Source organism: Streptomyces sp. NPDC059456 (genome assembly GCF_042750055.1).
Taxonomy (GTDB): domain Bacteria; phylum Actinomycetota; class Actinomycetes; order Streptomycetales; family Streptomycetaceae; genus Streptomyces.
The window spans coordinates 1-14969 of record NZ_JBHYVA010000129.1 but is presented as its reverse complement, the minus strand read 5'-3'; the positions used below and the strand labels follow the sequence as shown (position 1 = coordinate 14969).

At 73.6% G+C, this 14969-nt stretch carries 14 protein-coding genes, 1 tRNA gene and 1 pseudogene; 8 read left to right on the top strand and 8 right to left on the bottom strand.

Translation table 11 applies throughout. From position 1 onward, the window contains the following. The 4 genes and pseudogenes from ACFXA3_RS14355 to ACFXA3_RS14340 all read right to left on the bottom strand — a co-directional run. Positions 1 to 1100: thioester domain-containing protein (locus ACFXA3_RS14355; protein WP_385186622.1), on the bottom strand; the 1100-nt coding region annotated here is incomplete at its 3' end. Positions 1101 to 1171: 71 nt separating this feature from the next. Continuing rightward, positions 1172 to 1579 carry a single-stranded DNA-binding protein gene (locus ACFXA3_RS14350; protein WP_385186620.1) on the bottom strand — a complete coding sequence of 136 codons (408 nt, stop codon included), beginning with the start codon at positions 1577 to 1579 and terminating at the stop codon, positions 1172 to 1174. A 122-nt stretch (positions 1580 to 1701) separates the two neighbouring features. Continuing rightward, entirely contained in the window at positions 1702 to 3543 is a 1842-nt protein-coding gene (locus ACFXA3_RS14345; RefSeq protein WP_385186617.1) for a GTPase, read from the bottom strand. A gap of 4 nt (positions 3544 to 3547) precedes the next feature. Further along, positions 3548 to 5161: pseudogene (locus ACFXA3_RS14340) on the bottom strand (ATP-binding protein). Positions 5162 to 5493: 332 nt separating this feature from the next. Between ACFXA3_RS14340 and ACFXA3_RS14335 the strand changes: the two are divergent. The 3 genes from ACFXA3_RS14335 to ACFXA3_RS14325 all read left to right on the top strand — a co-directional run bounded on the left by ACFXA3_RS14335 (position 5494) and on the right by ACFXA3_RS14325 (position 7212). Further along, a tRNA-Arg gene (locus ACFXA3_RS14335) sits at positions 5494 to 5566 on the top strand. 220 nt (positions 5567 to 5786) lie between these two features. Then, on the top strand, positions 5787 to 6350 hold the full coding sequence (locus ACFXA3_RS14330; RefSeq protein ID WP_385186614.1) for a dihydrofolate reductase family protein: 564 nt from the start codon (positions 5787 to 5789) through the stop codon (positions 6348 to 6350). Between the two features lie 115 nt (positions 6351 to 6465). Further along, complete coding sequence (locus ACFXA3_RS14325; RefSeq protein ID WP_385186611.1) at positions 6466 to 7212, top strand: class I SAM-dependent methyltransferase; 747 nt, start codon at positions 6466 to 6468, stop codon at positions 7210 to 7212. On the opposite strand, the gene ACFXA3_RS14320 is transcribed toward ACFXA3_RS14325, so the two are convergent. Next, positions 7209 to 7706 carry a phospholipase gene (locus tag ACFXA3_RS14320; protein ID WP_385186608.1) on the bottom strand — a complete coding sequence of 166 codons (498 nt, stop codon included), beginning with the start codon at positions 7704 to 7706 and terminating at the stop codon, positions 7209 to 7211. The two genes, ACFXA3_RS14325 and ACFXA3_RS14320, sit on opposite strands and share 4 nt — an antisense overlap. A gap of 272 nt (positions 7707 to 7978) precedes the next feature. Here ACFXA3_RS14320 and ACFXA3_RS14315 point away from each other — a divergent pair, with 272 nt between their 5' ends. Continuing rightward, positions 7979 to 8503: a hypothetical protein gene (locus ACFXA3_RS14315; protein WP_385186605.1), complete on the top strand. Its 525-nt coding sequence runs from the start codon at positions 7979 to 7981 to the stop codon at positions 8501 to 8503. Between the two features lie 48 nt (positions 8504 to 8551). On the opposite strand, the gene ACFXA3_RS14310 is transcribed toward ACFXA3_RS14315, so the two are convergent. Next, entirely contained in the window at positions 8552 to 9319 is a 768-nt protein-coding gene (locus tag ACFXA3_RS14310) for an alpha/beta fold hydrolase (protein ID WP_385186627.1), read from the bottom strand. Between the two features lie 80 nt (positions 9320 to 9399). Here ACFXA3_RS14310 and ACFXA3_RS14305 point away from each other — a divergent pair, with 80 nt between their 5' ends. From ACFXA3_RS14305 to ACFXA3_RS14290, 4 genes are all read left to right on the top strand, one after another. Beyond that, positions 9400 to 10098 carry a 4'-phosphopantetheinyl transferase family protein gene (locus ACFXA3_RS14305; protein WP_385186603.1) on the top strand — a complete coding sequence of 233 codons (699 nt, stop codon included), beginning with the start codon at positions 9400 to 9402 and terminating at the stop codon, positions 10096 to 10098. Positions 10099 to 10163: 65 nt separating this feature from the next. Then, positions 10164 to 10577 (top strand): GNAT family N-acetyltransferase, encoded by a 414-nt coding sequence (locus tag ACFXA3_RS14300; protein ID WP_054220840.1) that lies wholly within the window; start codon positions 10164 to 10166, stop codon positions 10575 to 10577. 78 nt (positions 10578 to 10655) lie between these two features. Continuing rightward, positions 10656 to 11864: a S8 family peptidase gene (locus ACFXA3_RS14295; RefSeq protein ID WP_385186600.1), complete on the top strand. Its 1209-nt coding sequence runs from the start codon at positions 10656 to 10658 to the stop codon at positions 11862 to 11864. 238 nt (positions 11865 to 12102) lie between these two features. Next, the gene (locus tag ACFXA3_RS14290) at positions 12103 to 13395 is read left to right on the top strand and encodes a hypothetical protein (RefSeq protein WP_385186598.1); all 1293 of its coding nucleotides are present in this window, start codon (positions 12103 to 12105) and stop codon (positions 13393 to 13395) included. Positions 13396 to 13493: 98 nt separating this feature from the next. Here ACFXA3_RS14290 and ACFXA3_RS14285 read toward each other — a convergent pair whose 3' ends face one another. Further along, entirely contained in the window at positions 13494 to 13871 is a 378-nt protein-coding gene (locus tag ACFXA3_RS14285) for an FKBP-type peptidyl-prolyl cis-trans isomerase (RefSeq protein ID WP_385186595.1), read from the bottom strand. A 42-nt stretch (positions 13872 to 13913) separates the two neighbouring features. Further along, positions 13914 to 14852: an FKBP-type peptidyl-prolyl cis-trans isomerase gene (locus tag ACFXA3_RS14280; RefSeq protein ID WP_385186592.1), complete on the bottom strand. Its 939-nt coding sequence runs from the start codon at positions 14850 to 14852 to the stop codon at positions 13914 to 13916. Positions 14853 to 14969: the final 117 nt, after the last annotated feature.

Here is a 14969-nt window from a genome sequence, read left to right as displayed (position 1 = left end):
GCCGATGCCTGTGCCGCGGCGGGGGCTTCCCCGGTGGCCCCCGCCTCCGTCACGACGGGCTGCGGCCAGACCGCGCTCGCCGTCACCGCCGACGCGGATTCGCTGGAGCCGGCCACGATCTGGGCCCGGGTCGGCAGTTCGCTGGTGAAGACCCGCCCGACCGGCACCTTCGTGGAGCCCTGGACGGTGACCGAGGCCGAGCCGTCCGGGGTGCCCGCGGGCACCTCGAAGTACAGCCGGCTGCCGTTGCCCGCGGTGGTGAGCGGCCGCCCCTCGGCGTCCACGACCCGCACCCCCATCGCCACGGCCGCCGCGTCCGGGGTGACCGTCACGCTCTGCGCGCCGGTGCGTACGGTGACCGGCCCGAGGCGGGAGCCCACGGGGCCCGACACGCTCCCGGGCTCCAGCCCCAGCGAGGCCGGCGGTTCCGGGAGCCTGCCCGCCGACCGCTGGAGGTAGTCGGCCAGCTTCTCCGCCGCCGGGTCGGTGGCCTCCACCTGCGCACCGTCCGCCAGCCGCCAGATCGCGACCTGTGTCCCCGCCGCCGCGCTCTCCGCGGTCAGCGCTCCGGCCCCGGCCGCCTTGGCCAGTCCGGCGAGGTCGTTCAGCTGCGGGTAGGAGTGTTCGAGGACCCAGCGGATCCGGCCCGCATCCCCGTTGCCGGCGAGCAGGCTGCCGTTCCAGCCGGTCTCCGTGTACCGGGTCTGCGGCAGGGCGTTGCCCGTCACGCCGACCCCGTAGGTCTGGAGCATCCCGCCGCCGTCGACCCGCATCTCGTACAGCCCGGCGGGAATCTGCCGGACCGACCCGTCCTGGCCGCGCAGGACCGCCTGCCCGTACGTCTTGAGCCCGTCCAGCACGGCGCTGGCGCCCTCGCGCGTCCGGGGCGCGGTTCCGGTGTCGGCGGCCGCCCGCGCGCCGGGGGCGGCGGCCAGGGCCGCGGCCAGCAGCGCGGCCGCGAGCGGCCGCCGCCCGGTACCCCGCGGGGCCGACGGACGAACGGATTCCGGAACCGGTCCGGTGAGCGGAACAGGTACCGAACCAGGTACCGGACCGGGAACGGAATCAGGAGCGGAGGATGCGGGAACGGCAATCGACACAGTCTTCCCCTTCGGGCCGGCAGCGGCCCAGGTGCCCGTGAGTACCGGGGAATCCTAACCGCCTCGAACACTCAGACCACCGCCGCCTTCTGAGTGGCCATCAGCGGGGGGTCCGCCTTGACGACCCGGCGGAACGCCGCCGTCCCCCGGTTCAGGTCGTGTCCGATGGCGGTCGCGTCGATCTCCGCCGAGAACCACCGGTTGCCCTCGCCGTCGGGTGGGTCCTCCCGCACCCGCAGCCTCCCGTGCACCACCAGCGGCTCCCCCACCGCGACGGACCCGGCCAGGTTCACCGCGAGGGTGCGCCGCGCCCACACGGTGTAGAAGCTGGTGGACCCGTCCGTCCAGGCGTCCCTGCGCCGGTCGAAGTACCGCGGGGTGACCGCGAACCGGAACCTCGCCGACGGCCCGTTCACCGTCTCCTTGTAGTCGATCTGCGTGGCCACGTGGCCGACCAGCGTCACCAGGGTGTCGTTCATCCCGGCAGCCCTCCCCCGTTTCCCTGCCCGCGTCCGCATCCGCGTCCGTCCCCGCACGGACCGTCCGCACGGGGTACGCACCATGCTGGCGGGACCCCCGGGTTCCCGCTCCGGCCTGTGGACTACTCGCGGGTTGTGGACAACTTCGTCCCCCCTGCGGACACCGTCGCGTACTGCTCTCGCACCTCCCGGTAGCGCAACAGCTCCGCCGCCACCGGCTCCAGCACCCGGGCCCGCCCGCAGCCCGCCGCGGCCTGCCGCAGCCGGCGTTCCGCGTCCTGCCCGTACCGTCGCGCCGGGCCCCGGGCCGCGATCGAGCAGGCCCACTCCACCAGCGGCCCGCCGACGATGCCCGCCACCATCAGCAGCACCGGCGGCAGCAGGCGCGGTTCCAGCACCCCGGCGATCTGCCCGACCAGCCACAGCCCGCCGTAGATCTGCAGCAGGGTCATCGCCGCCTGGGCGAGCACCGCCGCCGGCCACCACGCCGGCCGCGGCGGCCTGACGCTCGGCACCGCGACCGCCGACCCCAGCGTCACCGCGATCTCGTCCAGCGCCTCCGGGAGCTGCTCGGCCCCGCGCACCGCGGTCTCCCGTACCGCCTGTGCCCAGGCGTCGGGCAGCCCGTCGGCCGCCGCGTCGGCGACCGTCCGTACGGCCTGCTCCACTCGCTGACGTGCGGTCACCTCCTCCTCGGCGGGCGGCTCCGCGGCCGCCGGACCGCGGCCGCCGATCACCGCCATTGCGGCCAGCCCGGCCAGCGTGCGCGGGGCGCGCCGGTTCTCGTACCACCGCCACAGCCGCAGCCACGGGGTGCCGCAGGCCTTCCCGGCGTTGCGGCGCCAGGCCCGCTCGGCGGCGAGCCCGGCCGCGTACGCGCCGACCGCCTCCGCGAGGCGGTCCTCGAACTCGGCGCGCGCCGCCTCCCCGATCTCCGGCCCGGGATGGCCGTCGGCCACGTACAGCGGACGCAGGCGCAGGGCGGCCCGGTCGACGTCGGCGGAGATCCGCCGGGTCGCGGCGCCCTTCTCCTGGGTGAACTGCGCCAGGAGGTCGCGGAGTTCCCCGACGCCCTCGCCGGTCAGCGCGGACAGCCCGAGGACGGTGGCTCCGGGTTCGTCGTGCTCGCCGAGGGCGATGCCGTCGTCGTCCAGGAGCCTCCGCAGGTCGTCCAGTACGAGATCGGCGGACTCGCCGGGCAGCCGGTCGACCTGGTTCAGGACGACGAAGGTCACCTCGGCGTGCCCGGCCAGCGGCCGCAGGTACCGCTCGTGCAGGACCGCGTCGGCGTACTTCTCGGGGTCGACGACCCAGACGACCGCGTCGACGAGGGCGAGCACCCGGTCGACGTGCTCGCGGTGGGCACCGACCGCGGAGTCCAGGTCCGGCAGGTCCACCAGGACCATCCCGCGCAGCGCTCCGGCCTCGGAGGTCTCGCGCGGCCGGCGGCGCAGCCGGCCGGGGATCTCCAGCCGGTCGAGCAGCCCGGCCGCACCGTCGGACCAGCTGCACGCGATGGGTGCGGCGGTCATCGGCCGGCGCAGTCCCGTCTCGGAGATCGGCACTCCCGCCAGTGCGTTGAAGAGCGTGGACTTGCCGCTTCCGGTGGCTCCGGCGATCGCGACGACGGTGTGCTGCGGTGACAGTCCGCGCCGGGCGGCCGCCTCGTCCAGCACCCGGCCGGCCTCGGCGAGGGTCTTGCCGTCGAGCCGGGTCCGCGAGAGTCCGACCAGTTGGCGCAGCGCTTCGAGGCGGGTGCGCAGGGCCTGCCCCTCGGGGCTGGGCGGCGGTGAGGGCGCCTTGCCCCCGTCGCTGCCGGCGCCGGAGACGGCACGGACGAGCGCGTCGTCACCCCCGTCGCCCCCGTCTCCCCCGTCCTCGGTGTCGGTCTCGCCGGCGCGGCGCGAGCGCGCGATGAAGCCGTCGTCCCAGCGGTCCTCGGTGCGGTCGGTCACGGTGGTCACCGCGTCACCTCTCCTTCTGCAGTAGGGACAGCGCGGCGATCAGCTCGGCCTGCGGTTCGGGCGTCACCTCGAGTGCCTCCAACGGGGCCAGCCTGCGGTCCCGTTCGGCGCGCAGCACCTGCTCCAGGTGTTCGGCGACCAGTTCACCGCCGCGGTCGCGCAGCCGTACGGCGGCCTGTACCCCGATCCGCTCGGCGAGCTTCTCCCCGGCGGGCCGGGCCCGTTTGCCGCCGAGGAGGGCGGCGACGAGCAGGGCGGCGACCCCGTCGGGGTCGGGCGCGGGCTGCTTGTCGAGCCGGGCGACCTCTTCCTCGGCGAGTTCCTCCAGCACCCGCCGCCAGTGCCGGACGGCCATGCCGATGCGTTCCGCCGCCTCGCGGTCGGGGCCGGGCAGCCGCACCGCCCCGGCGGCCGGTTCGCGCCGCCAGGCCTGGGCGATGCGCTCGTCGGCGGCGGCCACCGCGCACTGGAGCAGCGCGGCGAGCGACTCGGCGAGGGAGTCGAGCAGTTCGTCGGCGCTGGTGTCGAGGGGGTAGCCGCGCCAGCGGGTCAGGGCGTCCCCGGCCAGTACGGCGCCCTGGTCGAGGCGGCCCCGGACCCGCTTGCCCTCCCGCTTGTACGCGTCCTCCACGGCCGAGGTCAGCCGCACGGCGGCGGCGTGCTGGGCGGCGACGGCGGAGGCCAGCTCCGGCATCCGGCGCCCGAGGGAGTCCAGCGCGCCGAGCGCGGTCCGTCCGACGGCGTACTGCCGGGCGGCCGGGTCCTGGGCGTGGTGGGCGAGCCACGCGAACAGCGGGGCGACGGCGCTGGCCGGCAGCAGCCCGCCCCCACCGGCCGATTCGGGCAGTTCGGGCACCGTGAACCGCGGTACGTCGCCCAGCCCGGCCCGGGTGAGCAGGGCCCCGTACTGCCGCGAGACCTCGGCGAGCACCTGGTGCGGGACCCGGTCGAGAACGATGCCCAGGGTGGCCTTGTACTGCTTGGCGGTGCGCAGCAGGTGCCAGGGGACGGCGTCGGCGTACCGGGAGGCGGTGGTCACCATCACCCAGACGTCGGCGGCGCAGATGAGCTGGGCGGCGAGTGTCCGGTTCTCGACCACGAGGGAGTCGATGTCGGGGGCGTCGAGGATGGCGAGCCCGCGCGGCAGGCCGGCGACGGTCTCGATGCGCAGTTCGCGGGTGGCCGCGGTGTTCCCGTGCCCGCGGGGGGAGCCGCGGTGGGGTCCGGGGAGGGGGTCGTCCTCGCCGGGTGGGGCCCAGACGCGCATCAGGTCGGGCAGCACCCGCATGCCGGCGAACCAGTGGTGGTCATCCGGATGGCAGACGAGGACGGGGATCCGGGTGGTGGGGCGCAGTACGCCGGCCTCACTCACCTGGCGCCCCACGAGGGAGTTGACGAGAGTGGACTTACCGGCCCCGGTGGACCCGCCGACGACGGCGAGCGGGGGCGCCGGGGCCCCCTACCGCGGGGGACCGCGGTGTTCGGCGCGCGGCGCGAGCAGCTCGGCTCTGGTCTGGCGGGCGCGCGGGGCGCCGGGCAGGGGCAGCGGCAGACGCACGGACGCGACCCGGTCGCGCAGGGCGGACAGGGCATCGAGCAGCTGAGGCCGAACATCCAAGGTCACCACATGCGAAGAATGCCCAATTTAGGACCATTTTTGAAGCTTATACGTCCTCTGCGCGCCGACCGCGACTCCAGCCGGACCTTCTGGACACAGCGGACGAGTGGGGCGCAGGCATAACGAGTGCACAACACCAGGGGCGCCGCGGCGCAAAAGCGGTGCGAGAATCGCACCTGCCTGCGATTATCGGGACCGCTTCACCGAACCTCCACATCGTGGCACGCGGGTGAAGCAACCGGGACAAGGCAACCGGAGCCCTATCCTTGACCCGGCACGGACGACAGTCCCACCCCCACCCCGGGGCTCCAGGCCACCACGGCCACCTTCCGGCCCCCGTAGCTCAGTGGATAGAGCAGGTGCCTTCTAAGCACTTGGCCGCAGGTTCGAGTCCTGCCGGGGGCACTCTCCACGTCCCACCCCAAGCCCTCCCTCCGGGGAGGGCTTTCGTGCAGGTCAGGGACCATTTGGCGAGCGCGGGCGCGGAAAGCGGGCACGGCGGCCGCGCCGTTGCCGGCCCGCTCGGTCACCCGGACCGCAGGGGTGGGCCCGGACCGCGCACCGATGAGTTTTCCGCGCCGCGCCGGTCCGTACGCGTGGGACCGACTCACGGAAGGCTGGCGCCATGCGAAAACTGATCTACGGAATGAACCTGACCCTGGACGGCTACATCGCCGCGCCCGGCGACGACATCGGCTGGAGCGTGCCGAGCGACGAGCTGTTCCGGTTCTGGTCCGACCGGTTGCTGGCGACCGACCTGTCGCTGTACGGGCGCAAGCTGTGGCAGACGATGAGCTCCTACTGGCCGACCGGCGACCGGCGGCCCGACGCCACCCCGGCGGAGATCGAGTTCGCGCGCCGCTGGCGTGACATGTCGAAGGTGGTGTTCTCCTCGACGGTCGGCGAGGTCGACTGGAACACCCGTCTGGTCACCGGCGACGCGGTCGCCGAGATCACCCGGCTCAAGGCCGAGGACGGCGGCCCGATGGACATCGGCGGCGCGACGCTCGCCGGGGCGGCCATGCGGGCCGGGCTGATCGACGAGTACGTGCTGGCCACCGCGCCGGTCCTGGTGGGCGGCGGCACGCCGTTCTTCACCGCGCTGGACAACTGGGTGAACCTCAGCCTGGTGGAGACGCGGACGCTTCCCTGCGGCGTGATCCTGACCAGGTACGAGACGAGGCGCTGAACGCCCGCCCCGTGAGCACTCGGCCGCGGGTTCGGGCCCTGCCGGGGACACGGCGACCCCACCTACTCGGTGCGTGTTCGGTGCCGTTCGGGGGTGCCTGCGCGAGGATGGGGGGATGACGGACGGATCCCGGGACCGGGCGCGGTCGTTCAGCTCCGCGGCGCAGCGCTACGCCGAGCACCGGCCCTCGTACCCGGACGCGCTCCTCGATGCCGTCGAGGAGCTCGCCGGGTTCGCGCTGGCCGGGGCGCGCGTCGCCGACGTGGGGGCCGGGACCGGGATCGCGACCGCCCTGCTGCACGCCCGCGGGGCGCGGGTGGTCGCCGTCGAGCCGGGCGCGGGAATGGCCGCGGAGCTGCGCCGGCGCAACCCGCACGTGCCCCTCGTGCGCGGGGACGGGGACCGGCTGCCGTTCGCCTCCGGTTCCCTCGACCTCCTCACGTACGCGCAGTCCTGGCACTGGACCGACCCGGCGCACTCCGTGCCCGAGGCCCTGCGCGTGCTGCGGCCCGGCGGGGCGCTGGCCGTCTGGTCCAACGACCCGGACACCGGCGTCGGGTGGATCGCCGACCAGCAGGCGCGCATCGAGAAGAGCTTCGGCCCGGGCTGGTACATCAACGACCATCCCCGGTCACAGGGCGGCCTGGAGTTCACCACCCGGCTGCTGCGCTGGTCGCGCCGGATCCCGGTCGAGGCGCACCTCGCCAAGCTGGCGACGCACTCGCTCTTCCTGATCGGCGCGCCGGGTACCGGCGAGTTCCTCGCCGCCGAACGCGTCCGGCTCCGCGCGCTGTTCCCGGGGGGAACGGTCGAGGAGCACTACGTGGTGGACCTCAGGCTCGCCCCGGCGCCGGGGTCCTAGGCGGCGGGCGCGCCCTGCGGGACGTCCTGCGGGGTGTCCTGCGGCGCGACGCCGAAGGCCTTGACGGCCTGGTAGTAGGTCCAGGCCGTGCTGTCGCAGGAGCCCTTCTTCACACCCGAGTAGGCGGAGCAGACCCGCTTCAGGTCCGCGTAGAGGGCGTCGTCCAGGCGGGACTTGTTGGCCGGGAACACGCCCGCGGCCTTGTAGTTGCGGTAGCCGAAGTCGTGGCGGGCGCAGGACGTCTGGAAGGGGAACCCGAAGGGGTTGTCGGGCGAGGAGGAGCAGTAGTCCGTCGACCAGTCGAACCTGTACGCCGACCACTTGCCCTGGTCGCCGCGCGCCGCGACCCAGGCGTTGTAGCTGGCGGCGCTGGTCTGCGTCCAACTGCCCAGGACCTGCGGCTTGTCGGCCGGGACGGCCGACGCGGGGGACGCGACGGCGAGGACGACGGCCGCGGCCGCCGGTGCGAGGAGAGGAGCGAGACGACGACGCATGGCATTCCTCCGGGACGGGGGTGGGGGGCCGCGCCGGGTAACCCCCGGTACGGCGTCGGGTCCACCGTCGGGGCACGTCCTATCGCCGCCCCTCAACGCCGCTATAACGGCCGCTCAGGGGCCCGGGTCGCGGGGCGGTGAGGGGGAGGTCGCACATCGTGGCCGTAGTCGGACCGGCCCTCAGGTATGAGGCGCTATCAGACTTCCGGCAGACATCGGGTTCGTCCTGCGGAGGGACGCGCCGACGGGCTCCGCGGCCGAGACTGGATCACATGAACCGCCGTCCCCTCGTCATCGCCGCCACCACCGTGGGAGTCGTCGCCGCCGCGGCCCTCGCGCTGCCCAACCTCCCGCCCAACCCGCTGACCGACTCGATCAACGACCAGGTGTTCAAGGAGAAGAGCAAACACTTCGCGACCACCGCCGACGCGCCGACGCGCGGCAACCCGACCTTCACGCTGCCGTCCTGGGTGCCCAAGGACGCCACCGACATACGCATACGCGCGCGCACCAACGGCGAGGCCAGGCTGATCCGCTTCACGCTCGGAGCGACCCCGCTGGACGGCCCGCAGTGCACCGCCGGCGCGCCGAAGGACCTGGGCGGGCGGCGGCTGGACGCCAAGTGGTGGCCGCACGGCACGCGGGCCGAGGAGCGGCCCGACTGCCGGGACTTCTACCAGTACCAGGTCGCGGTCCGCGGCAAGCGGGTCTACGCCTGGACCGACGGCACCCCGTCACCGGGCGCGAAGACGGCGGACGGCGCCCCGGCACAGGCCCCCGCCCGCAGCCGCGGCTAGGGCCTGGCCCCGGTCCCGGGCGGTGAGGGCCTGGTCCTGGCCCCTGTCCTAGGCGGTGAGGGCGGAGGCGGTGGCCCGGGCGAAGGCTTCCGGGTTGTCGAGCATGATGTTGTGCCCGCAGTCCGGGACGGGGACCACGGACACCCCCGCGGCCTCCAGGGCCTGCGCTCCGGCGAGGGGTCCGTCGGCCGCGGGCAGCAGGTAGGTGCGCGGGACCTCCAGTTCCAGCAGCAGCTCGCGCATGGTCGGCATGGTGCCGGCCGCGAGGTGAACGGCGCTGCGGTGCAGGGCCGTACGGTCCGCCAGGCGCATGGTGGACCACCAGTGCGCGCCGACGCGGTCGCGCACCTCGGCCCAGCCGCCGGCCAGGAACTCCTCCTCGGTGTAGGAGGCGATCCCGCTGCTGCCTGCGGTGCGGGGAACGACCGGCACCGGGTCCAGGTTGGCGTCGACCAGCACCAGCCGGGAGACGAGGCGGGGGTGCCGGTGGGCGAGCACGACGGCCACGGCGCCGCCCATGCTGTGGGCGATCAGCTCGGCGCCGGTGACGTCCGCCGCGTCGAGGGCGGCGGCCAGGGTGTCGGCGTGCGCTTCCAGGGTGTACGGGAAGTCCTCGGGCCGGTCGCTGTGGCCGTGCCCCAGCAGGTCGACCATCAGGGAACGGCGGCCCGCCAGCAGCGGGTGCACGGCGCTCGCGGCGAAATAGGCGGGCGAGGTGGACCCCAGCCCGTGCACGTACACGCGGGCCGGCTCCTCCCCCGGCAGTTCCACCCAGCGGATGCGGTCATCTCCCGGTGTGACGGCGGCACTTCGCACCATGGGCTCCTTGATCGACGAGAGGACGGGAGGACGAGGGTAACCAGGGCGGCGGCGGGCCCCTCGACTACCCTCGTCGCGTGAGCACGCACGTGAACCGACTCGGCGAGGACTTCCCGCGGACCGGCCTGCCCCCGACGGGGACCGGCGTGGTGGTGTGGTCCCTGTACACCACCCTCGACGTGGTCGGCGGCCACCGGGTCGAGGACGCGCTCCCGGTCCTGGACGCCGACGAGCGGGACCGGGCCGGGCGGCTGCTGCGGGCCGCGGACCGGCACCGGTACCTCGCCTCCCACGTGGGGCTGCGGGTGCTGCTCGGCGGCTACCTCGGGACGGCCCCGCAGGAGGTGTCCCTGGTCCGGGAGGACTGCCCGTGCTGCGGAGCCCCGCACGGGCGGCCGGCGGTGGCGGGAGGCGCGGTGCAGTTCTCGCTCTCGCACAGCGACGACCTGGCGTACCTCGCGTTCGCGGCGGTGCCGGTCGGGGTCGACGTGGAGGCGCTGCCGAGCACGTCGGCGGTGGCGGACGTGATGAACGCCCTGCATCCGGCGGAGACCGCGGAGCTCGCCGCACTGCCCGCGGAGCGGCGGCCGCAGGCGCTGGCCCGGCTGTGGTCGCGCAAGGAGGCCTACTTCAAGGGCACGGGTACCGGCCTGGCCGAGGGCCTGGCCGAGCCGTACGTGGGTTCGGGCCCCGGCCCGGCCGCCGTCCCCGGCTGGGACCTCAGGGACCTCCCGGCCCCACCGGCGTACGCGGCGGCCCTGGCCCTGCGGCTCTGACCCCGCCCGCCGCGCCGGGGGGAAATCCCGGTCGCCGCAGGCCGTGCGCGCTTATCGTGGCCGCCATGGACATCCGCGCCGCCCGTACCGTCGCCGAACTCCAGGCCGCGGAGGGTCTCTTCGACGGCCCCGCCCCGCTCGACCGGTCCGAGCGCTTCCTCGCCGCGCCGGGACACCTGATGCTCATCGCCTATGTCGACGGCATCCCCGCCGGCATGGTCTCCGGGGTCGAGATGAGCCACCCCGACAAGGGCACCGAGATGTGCCTGTACGAGCTCTCCGTCGACGAGGGCTACCGGCGCCGCGGCATCGGCCGGGCCCTGACCCGGGCCCTCGCCGACGAGGCCAGGGCGCGCGGCTGTTACGGCATGTGGGTGGGGGTCGACACCGACAACGAGGCCGCGCTGGCCACGTACGCCTCCGCCGGAGCCCGCGACGAGGGCGTCTTCGCCATGCGCGGCTGGCCGCTGTCCGGCTAATCAGTCCGGCGGCGTGTCGTGCGGCCAGTCGGCGCACCCTCCGCGCGCCCGGCCCGCGGCTCGCCGAGCATCGGGCGCATGACCGCACTCACCGCGCTGCTTCCGGCCGCCGCCCTGCTGGCGGCGGCCACCGCCCTGCCGCCGCACCCCGTGCTCGCCGCCGCCGACCGGGCCGGCACCGCCACCGCCCCGTACGTCGTGGTCCTCAACGACACCACCTCCCGCGCCCCGACCCGCGCCGCGCTGGCCGCCGAGGCCACGGCTTCCGGTGACCGGGTCGGCGCCGTCTACGACACCGTCGTCAGCGGTTTCGCCGTCCGCACCACCGCCGCCCGCGCCGCCGCGCTCGCCGCCGACCCCCGGGTCGCCTGGGTGGAGCCGGACTCCGAGTTCCGGATCAGCGACGCGCAGAACCCGGCGCCCTGGCCCCTGGACCGGATCGACCAGAGCGAGCTCCCGCTCGACGGCTCGTACACGTACGCCGGCACCGCGACGGGGGTCACCGCATACGTCGTGGACACCGGGATCAACACCGCGCACCAGGAGTTCGGGGGCCGGGCCCGGAACGGCTACAACGGGGTGTTCATGGAGACCTCCGGTGACTGCAACGGCCACGGCACGCACGTCGCGGGAACGCTGGGCGGGGCGACGTACGGGGTCGCGAAGGGGGTGTCCCTCGTCGGGGTCAAGGTCGCCAACTGCAAGGGGTCGGCGAGCCTGACGTCCATCCTGGGCGGCCTGGAGTGGATGGTGAAGGACGCCGCCAAGGCTCCGGGAACCCCCGCCGTCGCCAACATGAGCATGGGCGGCACCCGCAGCTACTCCCTCGACGCGGCGGTGACCCGGGCCGTCGCCGCCGGGATCACGTTCACCGTGGCCGCCGGGAACGCCGCCGACGACGCCTGCACGGGTTCCCCCGCCGCCGTGCCGGCCGCGGTCACGGTCGGCGCGGCCGACGCCGCGGACCAGTGGGCTCCGTTCTCCAGTCACGGCCACTGCGTGGACCTGGCCGCGCCGGGCGTGGCCGTCACCTCGGCCTGGAAGGGCTCGACGACGGCCCTCGCCCGCGCCTCCGGCACCTCCATGGCCGCCCCGCACGCGGCGGGCGTCGCCGCTCTGGTCCTCGCCGAGGGCCTCGCGGCGGGCGGCCCCGCGAAGACCCCCGCGGAGGTCTCCGCCGCGCTGGTGCGGGACGCCGTGGCGGACCGCCTCACCGGCGTCCCGGCCGACACCGCGAACCTCCTCCTGCACGCCCCGGCGGCCGCCGGGCGCCGCCTCCTGCCGTAGCGCGAGACCCGGCGGCCGGCTGCCGGGTCAGACGTCTGCCGGCACCCCACCCATCCCATCCGCCCCGCACCCCGGAGGACCCGGCCTGATGGGACATCAATTTCTGTGTGCTTCGGGCGAAAGCAAGTCATTGACTTCTCAACACCGCGACGCGTCAATGTCGGCCACCGCACCGGCTCGGCCTCCCCCACACAGCGGGTGGGGGGAGGGGTTCGTCTGACGAAGGAGTCGCGACCCAGTGAGTACAACGTTCCGACGAAGAGTTCTGGCCGGGGCGGGCGCCCTGTCCCTCGCGCTGGCGGGCGGCGTCGTGGGCCTGACCGGCACCGCTCAGGCGGCGACCGTGACCACCCCCGTCTTCGAGAACTGCGATGCACCGGCTCCGCAGCCGGACGGTTCGGGCAACCAGAACTACACGATCACGGTGCCCGACGGGGCCAAGGCCGGCGATGTCGTGCCGATCACGATCGACCCTGGTGCGAGCCCGCTGATCCCCGGCTTCTCCGTCACGACGGTGAACACCACCAAGATCACCCTCAAGGTGGGGACGACCACCCAGGTGGTCACCAGCCCGCCCGAGACCGTCAGTGTCGTCGCCGGCACCCCGCTCGACCCGAAGGCCTTCTCCGGAACCATCAAGATCCCGGACGGCACGGAGGGCACCAAGGTCGACGTCAGACTCGACCTGGCGGTGACCGACGCGGACCTCAGCGGTTCCGTGTTCACCACCACCTGCACCCCCGCGCCCCGGCCCAGCGCCATCCTGGGTTCGGTCGCGGTCGAGGCCCTGCCGAAGGACCCGGTCACCACGAAGCTGACGCCCAACAGCGGCAAGGCCGGCACGGCCGTCGTCGTCAACGGCGCGAACTTCCCGGCCGGCCCGGTCACCTGTTCCGCCCTCCTCGCGGGTGCGGCGACCGGTGACACCGGCACCGGCACGGCGGACGCGACCGGCGCCGCCACCTGCAACATCACCGTCAGCAAGAAGGCCGACGCCATCAAGATCGACGGCTCGGTCACCCCGTACAAGTCCTTCGTGTACCTGGAGGACCAGGCGGGCGTGAAGAACCCGGTCGACATCGAGGTCCTCCCCGGCCCGCTGGCGCTCGGCCCGAAGGACGGCCAGCCGGCCGTCGCCTTCCCCTCGGTCACCATCAACGGCAAGGCCCAGTCGGTGGTCGGCGTGTTCAACGCCGCGACCGTCCAGGACTTCCGCGGCGGCTCGCTCGGCTGGGACGTGACGGCCACCCGTACGCCGTTCCTGAACCAGGCGACCGGCCATTCGATGGCGAAGGCGCAGATCGGCATCCAGCCGTCCTGCACCGTGACCAACCCGGACAGCCCGAGCACCTGCACCGCGGGCACCCCCGGCGCGATCTCCGAGACCCCGATGAAGGTGGCCTCGCAGGCCGCCGGCGGGGACGAGCTGACCGGTGGTGAGTTCGCCGTCGGCGGCGCCGGGATGATCCAGCTCCCGCCGTTCATGTTCGCCGACACCTACCAGACGGTCGTCACCTTCTCGATCGCCTGATCCGGCACGAGCAGCGCAACCCCGGGTGGGGGGGGGGGGGCCGCGCGGGGCCCCCCCCCGGCCGGGGGGGCCCCTCTTGCCTGTCACGAGACGTCGTGTCAGACGCCCATCAGGTCGCAGACGAAGATCAGCGTCTCGCCCGGCTTGATGGCCGGGGTCGGGCTCTGGTCGCCGTACGCGAGGTGCGCCGGGATCGTCAGCTTGCGGCGGCCGCCGACCTTCATGCCCTGGACACCCTGGTCCCAGCCCTTGATGACCTGGCCGATGCCCAGGATGAACTGCAGCGGGGTGCCGCGGTTCCAGGAGGCGTCGAACTCCTCGCCGGTCGAATAGGCCACGCCCACGTAGTGGACGGACACCTTGTTGCCGGCCGTGGCCTCGGCGCCGTCGCCGACCCAGATGTCCTCGATGACGAGGTCCGTCGGGACCGGGCCCTCGGGGAAGTCGATCTCGGGCTTCTCGAGCTGGTTGCTCACGGAACTGCTCCTCAAAACTGAATCAGGTCAACTGGGACAGTCTTACATCACGGCGAGGATGTCGAGGCTGAAGACCAGCGTCGAGTTCGCCGGGATGGTGCCCGTCTCCTTGTCGCCGAAGCCCTGGTCCGGCGGGATGACCAGCAGGATGCGGCTGCCGACCTTCTTGCCGAGCATGCCGTCCTTGAGGCCCTTGACCGAGAGCTGGTCCATCGGCCAGGTCACCGTCTGGTCCGTGGCGTACGTGCTTTCGAAGGTCTTGTCGTCCTTCCACGTCTTGCCGTTGAACTTGACGATGACGCTGTCGGTGTCCTTGACGGCCGGGCCGTCACCCTCCAGCACGTAGTTCGAGACCAGCTTGGCCGGCGGCGTGGTGTCCTTCGGAACGGTCACGGAGACTTCCTTGCCGTCCGTGTTCGTACCCACCTTCGGCAGGTCCTTGTCGTCCTGCGCGACCTCCTTGCCCGTGGCCGAGACCGGGACCGAGGTGCCCTTGACGATGTCCACGACGAAGACCAGCGTGGCGTTCGGCTTGATCTTGTCTCCGGAGCCCTGCGCGCCGTAACCGAGGTCCGGCGGGATCACGAGCTCCAGGCGGCTGCCGACCTTCTTGCCCTCCAGGCCCTGGTCCCAGCCCTTGATGACCATTCCGGCGCCGATGGTCACATCGAACGGCTTGCCCTTGCCGAAGCTCTGGTCGAACGGCTCCTTGCCGTCCCAGACCTGGCCGTAGTAGTTGACCTGGGCGACATCGCCCTTCTTCAGCACCGGGCCACTGCCCTCGCTGACGGTCACCACCTTCAGCTCCTTCGGCGGGTCGCCCTTGCCCTTGGACAGGGTCGGGGTCTCACCGAACTTGGCGCCCTTGGTGATCGCGGGCGCCCCGTTCTTCATCTCGGCGGAGTCGGAGCCGCTGTCGCCACAGGCTGCTGTCGACAGCAGCAGAAGGGGTACGACCAGCAGGCCGGCAAGTCGGCGCACGTGTTCCTCAGATCTCAGACGGCACGGTCGTCGCCACTCTAAGGCGTGGGCGGGGGGGGGGGCGGGTGACAGTCTGAGGGGGGGCCCCCGAGAAGTTAGGGCGGGCTAGCTCGCGGG